General features: G+C 48.9%; 13 protein-coding genes. 7 read left to right on the top strand and 6 right to left on the bottom strand.

What is annotated here, in order from left to right; all coding sequences use genetic code 11:
- Positions 1-22: 22 nt before the first annotated feature.
- The 6 genes from M3661_RS22120 (at position 23) to M3661_RS22145 (ending at position 4786) form a co-directional block, all read left to right on the top strand.
- Complete coding sequence (locus M3661_RS22120) at positions 23-1393, top strand: lipopolysaccharide biosynthesis protein (protein WP_251488638.1); 1371 nt, start codon at positions 23-25, stop codon at positions 1391-1393.
- A gap of 1 nt (position 1394) precedes the next feature.
- The gene (locus tag M3661_RS22125) at positions 1395-1553 is read left to right on the top strand and encodes a hypothetical protein (RefSeq protein WP_251488641.1); all 159 of its coding nucleotides are present in this window, start codon (positions 1395-1397) and stop codon (positions 1551-1553) included.
- On the top strand, positions 1543-2016 hold the full coding sequence (locus M3661_RS22130) for a hypothetical protein (protein WP_251488645.1): 474 nt from the start codon (positions 1543-1545) through the stop codon (positions 2014-2016). Before M3661_RS22125 ends, M3661_RS22130 begins: the two co-directional genes overlap by 11 nt.
- Positions 2017-2178: 162 nt before the next feature.
- Entirely contained in the window at positions 2179-2769 is a 591-nt protein-coding gene (rfbC, locus tag M3661_RS22135) for a dTDP-4-dehydrorhamnose 3,5-epimerase (protein WP_065291351.1), read from the top strand.
- Complete coding sequence (rfbD, locus tag M3661_RS22140) at positions 2766-3635, top strand: dTDP-4-dehydrorhamnose reductase (protein ID WP_083189159.1); 870 nt, start codon at positions 2766-2768, stop codon at positions 3633-3635. The genes rfbC and rfbD overlap by 4 nt, the downstream gene beginning before the upstream one ends.
- A gap of 146 nt (positions 3636-3781) precedes the next feature.
- The gene (locus M3661_RS22145; RefSeq protein ID WP_251488648.1) at positions 3782-4786 is read left to right on the top strand and encodes an LCP family glycopolymer transferase; all 1005 of its coding nucleotides are present in this window, start codon (positions 3782-3784) and stop codon (positions 4784-4786) included.
- Positions 4787-4821: 35 nt separating this feature from the next.
- Here M3661_RS22145 and M3661_RS22150 read toward each other — a convergent pair whose 3' ends face one another.
- The 3 genes from M3661_RS22150 to M3661_RS22160 all read right to left on the bottom strand — a co-directional run bounded on the left by M3661_RS22150 (position 4822) and on the right by M3661_RS22160 (position 8776).
- A complete protein-coding gene (locus M3661_RS22150; RefSeq protein WP_251488651.1) occupies positions 4822-5262 on the bottom strand; it encodes a bactofilin family protein in 441 nt (146 codons plus the stop codon).
- A 39-nt stretch (positions 5263-5301) separates the two neighbouring features.
- Complete coding sequence (locus M3661_RS22155) at positions 5302-6420, bottom strand: peptidoglycan DD-metalloendopeptidase family protein (protein ID WP_251488654.1); 1119 nt, start codon at positions 6418-6420, stop codon at positions 5302-5304.
- A gap of 148 nt (positions 6421-6568) precedes the next feature.
- A complete protein-coding gene (locus M3661_RS22160; RefSeq protein ID WP_251488657.1) occupies positions 6569-8776 on the bottom strand; it encodes a penicillin-binding transpeptidase domain-containing protein in 2208 nt (735 codons plus the stop codon).
- A 185-nt stretch (positions 8777-8961) separates the two neighbouring features.
- Here M3661_RS22160 and cls point away from each other — a divergent pair, with 185 nt between their 5' ends.
- On the top strand, positions 8962-10389 hold the full coding sequence (gene cls, locus M3661_RS22165) for a cardiolipin synthase (RefSeq protein ID WP_065291356.1): 1428 nt from the start codon (positions 8962-8964) through the stop codon (positions 10387-10389).
- Here the strand turns inward: cls and ligD are convergent.
- The 3 genes from ligD to ku form a co-directional block, all read right to left on the bottom strand.
- Entirely contained in the window at positions 10372-11316 is a 945-nt protein-coding gene (gene ligD, locus M3661_RS22170) for a non-homologous end-joining DNA ligase (protein WP_397376542.1), read from the bottom strand. The genes cls and ligD overlap by 18 nt on opposite strands.
- 102 nt (positions 11317-11418) lie before the next feature.
- A complete protein-coding gene (locus M3661_RS22175) occupies positions 11419-12465 on the bottom strand; it encodes an ATP-dependent DNA ligase (protein ID WP_251488662.1) in 1047 nt (348 codons plus the stop codon).
- Positions 12465-13568, bottom strand: a complete 1104-nt coding sequence (gene ku / locus M3661_RS22180; RefSeq protein ID WP_251488665.1) for a non-homologous end joining protein Ku — start codon at positions 13566-13568, stop codon at positions 12465-12467. The genes M3661_RS22175 and ku overlap by 1 nt, the downstream gene beginning before the upstream one ends.
- Between the last annotated feature and the right edge of the window lie 196 nt (positions 13569-13764).

Raw genomic sequence — 13764 nt, forward strand, 5'->3', positions numbered from 1 at the left:
ATGACAAAGGAAGGTTACGAGAATGAATATTATCCATACTGCGATCAAGCGCTGGCGCGTGCTCACCGGCCAGGGATCCTTTGTTAAGAACGTTATTATTATGCTTAGCGGGACGGCTGCCGCCCAAGGAATAGGGATTGTTCTATCCCCCCTCTTGGCACATTTGTATACACCTGAGCAATACGGTGAGCTAGCTGTTTATATGTCTATACTGGCGATTTCTGTTTTGTTCGGAAGCTTGGGGTTTGAACGAGCGATACCGATGGAGGAGGACGAAGAGCATATCCCCTATATCGTAACTTTTTGTTTTTTGCTTCTCGTTCTTCTCACCGGTGTGTTCTTGGCAGCGATTATTTTGTTTGCGTCGATGATAACTGATTCGTTCAGAATTGGAATGATCGTGTACCTGCTTCCTATATCCTTCTTCGGTTACGGCCTCTATAATACGTTAAATTATTGGGCGCTCCGAACGAGAAGCTATGGACCGCTAGCCAGAACGAAATGGGTGCAGGGGATGGGGGGAATCCTTATCCAGTTGGCTGCTCCGTTCGTCGGATTGGGCAGAGTCGGGCTCGTATTGGGCGAAGTATTTGGACGCGTAGCAGGAACGGGAACACTGTACACGTTATTTCATAAGCAATTCCGGCCTGGCCAATGGGCCCGTCAAGCGAATTGGAGCATTATGAAGAAGATGGTCAGCCGATATCGCAAAATTGCGCTTTATGTGACTGGATCAGGAGTATTCACCTCGATGACACTCCAAATGCTGCCGCTCTTCATGGCGGGATATTACGGGTTGAAGGAAGCGGGCTCCATCGCTCTCGTTGATAAGGTGCTGGGAGGGCCGATACTGCTGCTGAGCATGTCTATCTCGCAAGTGTTCTACGCGGAATCGATGAAGCATGCACGCGAGAATCCGCAGATGCTCGAGCAATTATTCCGGGATACGTTTCGCAAGCTATGTCGAATTGGAGTAGTACCTATTCTTGTAATCGCGGTTGTAGGCCCGCCGTTATTTGTATGGCTGTTCGGCGCTGCATGGGAGCCTGCTGCTAAATATGTGCCGGTCTACGCGCTATTGTACGGTGTAAATATTTTGTTTTCTCCGGTATCCGTTATTTTAGAATCCCTTCGCCTGCAGCATTGGAATTTTTGGTGGACGGTTACTCGTTTTCTGTCATTGGCGCTAGGTTTGCTAATCGTCGTATGGCTGCAATTGTCCCCGCTGGCGGCTGCCATCTTGCAAGCCGTGATATTGGGCGTATTCTATTTGATTATTTATCGAATGAGCGCTATCGGCATAAGGAAGCGTAAGGAAGAGTGGATGAATTCCGCTGCAACAGGTGGAACCGATACGACAGTGAATGAACGAGGTGATAGGAGTGAGGCATGACATGACAGTTGAGCAGCATGAAAGAGAGTCCTTGACAGAGAAACGAACGGTTGATATTACGGACATCATGTTGCAATTAGGCATTTTGCGTGCAAGGTGGGAATGTGCTGCGAGTCATTCTGTTGTTCAGATTGTACAAGAGGAATATCATGACGAATAATTGGTCTACTGCGTATCCGTCGCAACTATTCATTATCTTGCCCAAGCCGGTTCCAGTTCTGATGACAATAGATCGCGTGCATCAGGAGCCTGTTCATCATGCGCGAAGCTGTGAAGTTATGCTTGTCGGGCTTAGCCCGAACTGCTTAACGATGATTACTCATTTGAGCTTGCCAATATCGAACCATTATTCATTAGCATTTACATGTGATTTTGACAACGACCGTATGTCCATTCGCGGAAACGTTGTGTGCAAAGAACGGAAGCATGAACAAGAACAGGTTGTATATCAATACACCGTCAAATTTATATTAACCCCTCAGCAGAAAGCAATGCTTACCTCACGACTAAACATTCAACTTACGAAGGCATGTCCGCATTTTTCCAAAATGATGAATACGTATAATCAATGTTTTTTGTATAACCCCGACCCTGCTTGGGCGCACGTCCAATGGTTCGGCTGACCGTAGAACTGGAATCATCCCGAATATGTGATTGATGGATATATGTCGCACTTTCCCCACATTGAATGTCAATAAGAGGGTGAACGGCATAGAATAGTAATGAGTGGGCGAAAAGCCTCTTCAATCAGTCACGAATTATCTCTCGAAAAGGGAGTTGTCAGGATGAAGGTCAGTCAGACAAAATTACCCGAAGTACTTCTTCTCGAGCCGAATGTGTTCGAGGATGAACGCGGATTTTTTATGGAGAGCTATCACGCACATAAGTGGGAAGAGCTTGGTATTAATTATTCGTTCATGCAGGATAACCATTCCTTATCCGTGCGTGCTGGCACACTGCGAGGTCTTCATTATCAGTTGGATCCTTATGCGCAGACGAAGCTGGTACGGGTTGCAGTCGGGGCCGTCTATGATGTTGCGGTTGATATTCGCAAAGGCTCTTCGACGTTCGGACAATGGGTTGGTGCTATCTTAAGCGCATCAAATCGTCGGCAGCTTCTCGTCCCGCAAGGCTTTGCACATGGCTTCTGTACGCTCGTTCCGAATACAGAGGTTCTATATAAGGTGGATGCTCCCTATCATGCGGCATCCGACCGAGGGATTGCATGGAACGATCCAGCGCTTCATATTGACTGGCCTGTAAGCAAGCCCATCTTGTCCGAGAAGGATGCCAAGCATCCGATGTTAGAAGATGCCGAGCTTCCTACTTGGAAGGCAGCCCCCAATTCTTGCAATAAGGATGGTGCTGCCGAGTGAACAAGGAAGAGATGAAGGTGCTGGTTACAGGAGCAGGTGGACAACTTGGAATGGAGATGCTGATTGTGCTGCATCGCCATGGCATATCGGCAGTTGGCTACGGGCATCACGATATGGATGTGGCGGATGCGGAGCAGGTGCGGACGGTGATGGAGAAGGAGCGTCCTACACATGTTATCCACGCTGGGGCGTATACGAAGGTAGACTTGGCTGAGTCGGATTCTGACACAGCGTATCGAATTAACAGCTACGGGACGCGCAACGTGGCCGTAGCGGCTAACCGTATTGGTGCAGCACTTGTATATATCAGCACGGATTATGTATTTGATGGGAAGAGTGACTGCCCATACAATGAGTTCCATTCCGTTCGTCCCATCAATATCTATGGGCGTTCGAAGTGGGAAGGCGAGAGATTTGTGCGAAATCATCATCCTGCTGCATTTATTGTACGCACCTCTTGGGTTTTCGGCTTGTATGGGGACAACTTCGTCAAAGCGATTCTAAGGAAGGCACAGACGGAACAAGTGCTGCAAGTCGTTAATGACCAAGTAGGTTCGCCTACGTATACGCTTGATTTGGCGGAGAAGATAGTCGAATTGCTCTACACTACCAAATATGGAACCTATCATATTACGAACAGCGGAAGCTGCTCGTGGCATGAATTCGCTACAGCAATTATCAAGGAGGCAGGCTTGTCTACGATCGTACGCGCGGTGCCCACCTCTCATTTTCCAAGGCCTGCTCGCAGACCTGAATATTCAGTGTTGGAGCCACTAGCGTTGAGGCTTAATGACTTCTCGCTGCTTCGACATTGGAATGAGGCAATACGGCATTTCTTGCAGAAGGATGCTCCTCCCGAGAAATAGAGTGGTAATAGGGTGAAAGGGCAGATCGCACAAGTGAATAAGATGGCTCTCGTTATTCGTTGTTTGCTTGCGCGATCTGGCCGGGCGGTTCAAATTTGCACGAACGATCAAGGTGAATAGAGGGGAGCAAGGGGAGGGGAGATTGTTTGATAGTACGAAGGAACTCATTGCGAAGATGGCACAAGGTCGTTCTTATCTTACTTGGAGCTATGATATTAATTGTATCTACCGTTCTTCTTATCGTATGGAATACGTTGAAGGGAACGGCTGATGCGATGTATGAACCGCTCCCGGAAGGAACGAGAGGGCCATTACTGGAGCAGCCGACATCTGATTCGACGAAGCATGCTGTGGGAGATAGGAAAGAGACAGTGTCAGCATCGACACAGGCAGCTATGGGTCTGCCGAATTTATCCGAGCAGAGCCCCTTCACGCTGCTCCTGATCGGAACGGATGAGCGGCCTGGCGATAAGGGGAGATCTGACTCGCTCGCGCTGGTTCTGGTTCACCCGCAGAGCGGTACTTTGACCTTGCTCAGCATTCCTCGTGATACGAGGGCGTCAATCGTAGGCCACCATACGGTTGATAAAATCAATCATGCCTATGCATTTGGCGGAGTTCCAATGACAGTTGCCACGGTGGAACAGCTCTTTAAGGTGCCTGTGCACTACTATGTGAAGACAAATATGAATGGCTTTGTATCGATGATAGACGCTCTGAACGGTATAGAAGTAGAGAATCGCTTAGCGTTCGCGGACGACGGTATATCCTTCCCGAAGGGCAAGGTTGCATTGCAAGGGAGAGAGGCTCTCGTATATGTTCGGATGCGCAAGCAGGATCCAGATGGTGACTTTGGCCGCATGCAGCGACAGCGCCAAGTGCTGCAGGCGATACTGAACAAGTCGGCCCAACTTGACTCAGCAGGACATTGGATGGATTTGCTCGCACAGGTAAAGGAGAATATCCGTACAAACCTGCAATTTGACGATTGGAAGCAGCTGATGCTTCATTATCGGCCACAATTGACGAAAGTGGAGCAGCAGGTGCTGCAGGGGAAGGGGAAGATGATCAATGGGATCTACTACTTCTTCCCTGATGAAGGACAATTACAGAAAATAACTGAATCGATGCGCAACCAACTAAAGGGGTAAACATATAAATACATAATAGACAGAGAAGCAAGCGGTTATCCCGCTTGCTTCTCGCTTTCTTTATGACTAGATGCGTTGGCCACCTCTTGTCGGTTCCCCTTGCCGCCTTTCTTGGAGGAGCTAGCTTCGGATGAACGTTCCATGAGGCTTGTTCCATTCAGCAATCCGCCTTCCTGGATTAACAGCACTTCCGATAGACAATTGCCGCAGACTTGCCCCGTTGAGGAAATTACTAATTTGCCGCTTGCGTGAATATCGCCAACTACGCTGCCTGCTACAATAATATGATTGGCGGTAAGGGTAGAGTGTGCCTCTCCATGTTCACCAATTGTAATCGTACCACTGCAAGTCACTTCTCCTGTGAACTTGCCGTCAATGCGGATGTTTGCCTCGCAGCGGATTGCGCCTTCTAAGTGAGTCCCAGGTGCGATATACGTGTCACTGTGCTTCGGTTGTTGTGTTGAGCGACGGAGCATGCTCGCATAACCTCCTTGAAATGGATCGGGATGACGAAGCTAGGATTGATAAATCGGATACGAGTCGGCACGAGTGCTGAGAGACGTCAATGGTTCGCTTGAACGTCTGGTGCGAATAAGAGGAGTAGGGATAGATTTCTTGGAACTTGCAGTCTCATACAGAGCGTTGCGTACAAAAGGAAACGGATCGATCGGTTCGCCGCGCTGTACAATTTGAAAATGAAGATGAGGCCCTGTACTTCTTCCGGTATTCCCAAGCTTGGCAATATGGTCGCCTTTCGCCACTGTGTCATTTACGTCGATGAGGATCGACTGTAGATGCATATACCAGGTGTCTAGCTGATTGACATGGCGGATGACGATATAGTTGCCGCGTGCTGGCTGAAATCCGGCCTCAATGACTTTGCCGTCAGCTGCGGCATAGACGGGGTCGCCCAGCTCGCCGCCGATGTCGAGTCCCGCATGGAAGGCGGCTCGGCCATGCATTGGATCTTGGCGATAGCCGAAGCTGGATGTGATGCGGCGTGACTTCGTCGGCCAGATGGACGGCGTTCCTGCGATCGTCGATTGTCTGTTCTGTGCTTGCTTCAAGGTAGTCGGAACAGAACGCTGCATTGTATTCAACATGTCACTTACTTGCTTGAGATCGATGCGAGAGCGGTTTGCCAAATTTAGAATTTGCTCCGTGCTTGCCTCGATGTCTTCGCCGCCAACCTGAATGCGTTCATTCCAACCAGAGGATTGTGAGGGGGCGGATAGCATAGCTGAATGTTTGGATGCATCCGAAGGAGCGATGTATCCTTCGACGAATTGCTGAAGCTGCTTCTCCAGGGAACTCATCTGCTCCAATCGATCCTTGACGGATTCTGCTTGGGAAGACAAGCGGATGACTTCATTTTTCAGAAGACGAATGGCCTCGTCTTTGTCCTTAACGGTGACGTCCAAGGCCATAGTCTGGGAAGTCACTTGTCCCTGAAGCTCTTGAATATGTGCGGTAGATTTCCACTGCATAGCCAGAAAGAGTCCAGATATCGATATGACTGCCGCAATCGGGACGGAGACAACTAGCATTTTCGATACACTGACCTGCTTCACTGCTTGATCTGCATCACGAATGACAAGCAGTGTCATCGATCCATTCCACCAATGCCGTTTCATCCTATCACCTCAACTTTAGACGCGTCATCAAGCATTCCCCCTTCCCGGGTTAGCTTGCTGCTCGCGCACGATTCGTATGCTCGCAAGAAAGTTGTCTATTGATCTCTATTCAACGATTCCTCAAAACATACCTTTTTTCGTGGACGCGTCACTTGTTCTCTGTCTTGGTTGGCGCCAAAGTTTCAGAAGAAGTAGAGCCTTGTTGTGGATTTCGATAGCTTTCGGCTTGTAAATAGAGTGTTACAGATCGTTGTTCTCCGGCCGTACTTTCTTCTTGCTTGACGACATACCCTTCTCCGATGATGGTGGCTTTGCGATCAAGCAACTGACAGATGGTAAGTGCATCTCGCAGCGACAATCCGGCAAGCGAAGGGAGGGGAATGTCCTTCTCCTTGCTTGTTAGTAAATAGACTGGCTGCTGTTCATACAGCTCTTCACCCTGCTGCGGATATTGTTCAAGCACTTGCGTACCTTTTCCAAGCACAACGGCATGCATGCGTCTATCTTTGATAGCCTGCACGGATTCCTTTACCGGTTTTGATTTATAATTTCCTACGACAGCTGTATTCTTCGCTTCCACTTTGCTGTTGATCTTTACCGGTGGTTCAGAACCTTCATCGTTAGTAGGGAGTAGGCTTGGATCGGGCTTAATCCCCATATATTGAAGCGTACTGAGCATGATGGAGCGGAAGGCGGGCATAGCGACCTGACCACCCAAGGTGAAGTCACCCCCAAGATCGGGCTCATCCACTACAATTGCGACGACAGCCTTCGGGTTATCGGTAGGTGCGTAGCCAACAAATGAAATAAGCCAATTTCCTTTCTTATAGCCTCGTCTGGCTGGTTTCTGTGCAGTTCCGGTCTTGCCAGCTACCCGATAGCCATCAATGATAGCAGGCTTGCCAGTACCTTTTAGGATAACTTGCTCCAAGCGCTCTGTGACCTCTCTTGCAGTGGCAGGGGAGACGACCTGACGCTCAGTCTGAGCGTTAGGAGCGGAGTCATTCTTCAGAATACTCGGCTGCATCCATTTCCCGCCGTTCGCGATGCTGGCATAAGCGGCAGCAAGCTGGAGTGTGTTTACTCGAACACTACCTTGCCCGAAGGTCGCGGTTGCAACCTCGGAGGGACGCTCAAATCGAACAAGAGGCGCTGCCTCTCCACTTAATTCGATGCCTGTTGGATGTGTAAATCCGAAGCGGTCAATATAGTTGTACAGCTTCTCCTTACCGAGCTTCTCCAGGCCCAGTTTGACGAAGGCGACATTACTTGACTTCTCCAATCCTTGCTGGTAGCTGATTGTTCCCCAGCCATCCTTCTTCACATCGTGAATGACGTTGCCGGGAACCTTGATCGAGCCAGAGACAAATGTATCGTCCGGTCGGAATACGTTCTCCTCAATGGCAGCCGCAAGCGTAACGATCTTGAACGTTGATCCAGGCTCGTATCCGAAATGTATGGTATCGTTCGTCAAGGCGCCAATATTCGATATATCCCAGTATCGGTTCGGATTGAAATCCGGTTTCGAGGACATAGCCAGCACTTCCATCGAATACGGATCCATAACAACAGCCATGGCTCTGGCAGGCTGCCATTGCTTCATGACACGAGTCATGGCCTCGTCTACGAACCGCTGAACTTCGATATCAATCGTAAGCGTTACGGACTTGCCGTCAATGGGCGATGTTGTCGTACGGCTTGCCAGTGCAATGGGGTTGCCGCGATTATCCCTCAGAAATGCTGCCTTGCCATTAACACCTTGCAGCTGTTCATTGAATCTGCCTTCAATGCCGGATACAGCTTGTCCTTCTTTATTGATATATCCGAGTACGTGAGCGGCTAATTGATTATAGGGGTAATAACGCTTGGAGGACTTCATTAATCCAACCCCATAATCAGGGAAGTGCAGCCACTCTCCATAATCCAATTCTTTGCCGAAGAGGGTGCGGAATTCATCGAGCTTCGAATAGTCCATGAGCCAGCCTTCTGTGCGCACTTCGACTTGGCGCTGCTTCGTTCGGCTAATGAGATCATTGAGCTCAGGAAGAGGTTTGCCTGTTATTTGGTGAAGCCCGTCAGCAACACGACTTTGCTGCTTCAGCTGCTCAATCTCCTGCGGGAATACTACCAGATTATATGCTGAGGCTTCGAGAGCAAGCGGTTTGTGGTTTCGATCATATATTGTGCCTCGCTTGGCCAGAAGAACCTCGCTGCGTGCCCAGGTCTTTATATTGCGTTCCATGTAGAAATCATAACTGATGACTTGAATCCAGAACGTGCGTATGATTAAGACAAGAAAAACAAATACCATGATCATACCTAGTGCAAATACGCGCAATCGAATTCTGCGGTTCATGATCGACTGATCCTCCATGGAAAGTGTTAGGGTGGTAATATTTACTGTACATGGAGTGTGGTTATTGTACAAGAGGATACAATGGAAAAAACGCAGGACTGTTCGTGTGAACCATCAAATGATCTGGAATGGATAGGAATATGGTATAAATAGAAGATGTCACATTACGGAGGTTGCACGAATTCATGATATGGGTCATCGTAATATTGCTTGTGTACTTCTTCCAAATCGTGACGATTGTACTCACAGAATACAAGCATCCATCTAAAGCAGTTGCCTGGTTATTGATTCTTTTCTGCTTTCCTCTCATTGGATTTGTCATGTATTACTTTCTGGCTCAGGAATATACGGCTCGTAGACGTGTGCGCAAGCATGAATTGTGGGGAGAATACGTTAATAAAAGCGAGCTGTCCAAGTTGAGTATTATTGATCAAGTTGAGGAATTGAACAACAGCGATATGCTTAAGCATGAACGTTTGTTTTCTTTAATTTCTACTTTGTCGCCCAGCCCGATAACCAGCTGCAATTCGACTGAGGTATTAACGAATGGACAGGCTGCGTTTGAATCGATGCTGGATGCTATCCGCGGGGCGAAGCGTCATATACATATGGAATTTTATATTATTCGAGATGATGGTATTGGCACGATGTTTCAAGAAGCACTGATTGCGAAGGCGAAGGAAGGCGTCAAGGTGCGCATCATTGCGGATGGGGTAGGAAGCATTGAGCTGCGGCGCAAATATGTGCGCAAGCTCCAGCAGGCAGGCGTGGAATTTCATTGGTTCCTTCCTGTGTGGGTATCTTTCTTTCGGCGCAGGCTCAACTACCGGAACCATCGCAAGATTGTCGTGATTGACGGGACGATTGGATTTGTTGGCGGTATTAATATCGGTGACGATTATTTAGGGTTGAACCACAAGCTTGGGTTTTGGAGAGATACACATTTGCGGGTAGTAGGGGATGGTGTCTACGCGCTTCAGGCCGTATTTCTGCACGACTGGTCCTTTGTGAAGGAGCCGCCAAATGATCGGCAGGATCTATTTCCTGAACATACCTGTCAAGGCTGTGAGCAGGTGAAGATGATTTCAAGCGGGCCAGACGCAAGCTGGGATGCCATTCAAGAGCTGTTCTTCGGAGCATTAAGCTCGGCGCAGGAACGGATGTGGATAATAACGCCATACTTCATTCCTGATTTAAGCATCCGGCTTGCATTGAAGACGGCAGCGGTAAGCGGAATTGATGTGCGGGTTATTATTCCGGGGAAGTCGGATTCACGCATCGTAGATTGGGGCTCCTTATCCTATGTGGAGGAGCTCATGCAGTCCGGGGTTCGCTTTTATCAATATCAGAAAGGCTTCGCCCATGCAAAAGCATTTATTATGGATAACGCGCTGGGTTCAGTCGGAACTGCGAATTTGGATATGCGCAGCTTTTTTAGTAATTTTGAGATCAATGCGGTGTTGTTCGACAAGCAGGCAATTGAACGATTGGAGCAGGATTTCTATAAGGATTTTGATGACAGTGTTGAAATTGATTATACGAAGTTTGTTCATCGCTCCCGCTGGCAACGGGCAGCCGAGGCGTTGGCTCGGCTGCTATCGCCGCTTCTGTAACGCAGCAATGTGGCTTGATAGTGCTTCCAATACTGGTTCAATATGCTGCTTCGGCTCAAGCTGAATGAGATCGCCTGTTAGCTGCAGGCGATCAGCAGCATTAAGCAGATGGAAATCCCGAGGCATCGGATTTCGTCTGACTTCATCCCAAGTTAGCGGCATGGAGACGGATGCATATCGTGTTGCTCGCGGTGTATAGGGAGCTGCGATGGTTCGTCCTTTGTCATGCTGCATGTAATCGATATAAATATTAGTGCCGCGATTTTTTTTGAATCGTTCAATCGTGAACAGCTTCGGGTGACGTTCACATAAATAAGCCGCAACCACATGTCCCAGTTCTTTTAACTGAGTAAAGGAAGGGCCTTGCTCGATGGGAATTACAATCTGTACGCCTGTTGCACCGGAGGTCTTCGGCACGGAGCGGAGCCCCAGCTGCTCCAGCATATCGCCGACGAGCGCAGCTGCCTCCATAATCCGAGGCTCCTCTTCGACAGACGGATCAAGGTCAATAATCCACTCCGTCGGAAGCGGGTCATGAACCTTATGCAGGGAGGGGTGGTATTCGATGCATGCCAGATTCCCAAGCCAGAGCAGTGTAGTAATGTCATTGAGCACCACATAAGAAATGCCTTCCGATACAGCCGTTTGAACATAAGGAGGAGTGGGCTCAGGGGCATTTTTCTGATAGAAGAATTTCCCGCTCACGCCATCGGGATAACGTATTGTCGTTAAGTATCTCCCTTCACATGCTGGCAGCAGATAAGGACTAAGCCGTACAAGCTCCTGTATGAATCGTCCTTTAGTAATCCCCATTTCGGGGAACAGCATCTTGTCAGGATTGGTAATCTGCACATGATTCCCGCCGATGTTCAATGTCGCGGAAGAAGTTTGTGCCTGGCTTCTAGTCCCCTTCGAAGTTCCCAATATATGAAACCTCCTTCACGCACATAATGATGGCCGCTCTTTGGCCGCTCTTCAATGCGCTAAGCCGAATTTATTAGGTATCGTGTATGAAAATGTATTGGAATTTCAGGTATTAAGCAATGGCAGTGTTAAGATGCGCGGATGGCGAAGCAAGCCAGCGTCTGTGTATTCTAGAGCACCGATGAGACAAGGAATCGGATGTTGATACCAGATTATCTGCTCCTTCGATAAGGAAGCGGGCAAACCTTGTGTTGTTGGACGGTCTGCCGGATGCTTGATTGCCCATGCCGTAAGCAGCTGTCTGCGGAGCTCGTCCAATCCGATAGATGCCTTGCCCATATATTGCCCTGAAGAATCCGCCAAGACAATGCTGGAAGGACGATTGTCCTTACGCACATAGCCAATTGCGAAAGATTCAAGCTGCATATCCTTCTTCTTCTTCATCCAATCTCGATGCTGTTTCCCTTCTACATAGGGCGAACCCAATCGCTTGCTGACGATTCCTTCCCACCCACGCTCGTTGACCCACTGCCATAAGGCATCGCCATCATCGAAGCAATCCGTGACGAAGCAACGTTCTGTTGATGGTGTAGGCAGGCTAATTAGCCGTTCATATCGCTCAGAGTAGGGACATGCTCGGATATCTTTCCCATTGCATGCGAGCAGGTCAAAGAGAACGTAGATGGCTTGCAACGCTTCACCTGCTCCTTGCGCTCTTGTCCGCTCCCGCTGAAGTACAAGCGGGAATGAAGGGCGCAGCGTCTTAGGATCCATTACAACGACTTCTCCATCCAAGAGCACAGGGTACTGAAGCGTTCTCGACCATTGATTGAGCATCCCAGTAACTTCTGGGTAGATGCTGGTCTTGTTAAGCAATTTCTTCGAGTACAGCTGTACGCTCCCAGGAGAGCATAAAGCTAATATGCGTACCCCATCCCACTTCAGTTGATGCGTCCATCCTGTTCCTGTCGGGATATGGGAGGACAGCAGCGGGGACATGGGAGGCACAGGCAATCGATACGCAGCTGAAAGAGATTCCTTCGTCTGTTCTGTACCTTGATTAGAAGGTACAGAAAGTAAGTCTGATTGTGAGGGAACGTTAGAATTGGCAATCGACGTTGCAGTCAGATTACGCGGCCCATTCTCTCTCATTATGAGCTCAAGCCTTCCTTCGATTTCTTAGTACTTCTGCGTCGACGCGCAGGAGATGCTGGTTCTGCAGCTTCTCCGCTAGCTGCTTGCTTAGCTGGAACACGTGTGGAAGTGCTGCGAGCCTTGCGTCTGCTTCGAGGAGCTTCTTCGGACAAGGCTGAATCGTTCACAGCTGCATTTGCACCGGTCTGCTCGGTATTTGCTTCCTGTGCTGCCGCTTCTGATTTTCGTTTTGTTGTTCTTCGTTTCCGGGTCGATGCACCTTCTGTAGCTGTTGCATTGCTTGCTGTTACTGGCTGGCTTACGCCTGTATCCGTGCTAATCGGTGCAGGTGATTTCATTGCCTCAATACTAGCTTGCAATGCAGCCATCAAATCAACGACATTAGCGGTAGGCTGAGCAGCTGGAGCGGTTCGGACCTCTTGTCCTGCAATTTTTTGTTCGATACGTTCCAATAGGCGTGCTCGGTACTCGTCCGTATATTTTTCAGGCTCGAAGGTAGTTGATAATTGGCTAATAAGCAGCTTGGCCATCTCGAGTTCTTTAGGGTTCACCTGTACCTGTTCCGGAACATTCGGTACTTGAGTCGATGCCCGGATCTCGTCGGGGTAGTGCATCGTCTCCATAACGAGGCAATTGTTCAACACACGTATTGCAGCAAGACTGCTCTTAGCCCGAAGGGTAACCTTAGCAATTCCAATTTTGCCAGTCTCATTGAGGGCTTCCCTCAGAAGTTGATACGCATTCGCCCCAGCTTGGTCTGGGGAGAGGTAATACGTTTTCTGGTAATAAATTGGATCGATTTCCTGCAAATCGACAAAATCAATGATGGAGATAGCACGGTTGGCCTCTTCTTGCAGCTGCTCCAATTCCTCTTTGTCGAATAAGACGAAACGCCCTTTCTCATACTCATATCCCTTGATGATCTCGTCCCAGGCCACCTCTTTGTCGCATACCGGACAGGATCGAACGTAGGATAACGGGCTTCCGCACTCTTTATGAATCATGCGCATGGATATATCCTTATCCTCGGTTGCGGTATGCATTTTGACAGGGACGTGTACAAGGCCGAAGCTTATGGCGCCTTTCCAAACCGTATGCATGCTGTGCCTCCTTTGCTTATCGATACTTGATGATCACATTAGTAAGCATGACAAATGTAAAATGATTGCCTGATCTCAGTATGTGACAGATGCACAGGGGTTACCCATTCAGAATCATGCATGAAATAGGAAGCGCTGAGCCATCTTAACAGAAGGTGGCTGCAGGCAGGATGTGCCGCATGCGGCGTGGAAAATG

The organism is Paenibacillus sp. MER 180, from assembly GCF_023713665.1.
GTDB classification, from domain to species: Bacteria; Bacillota; Bacilli; order Paenibacillales; family Paenibacillaceae; genus Paenibacillus_B; species Paenibacillus_B suaedae.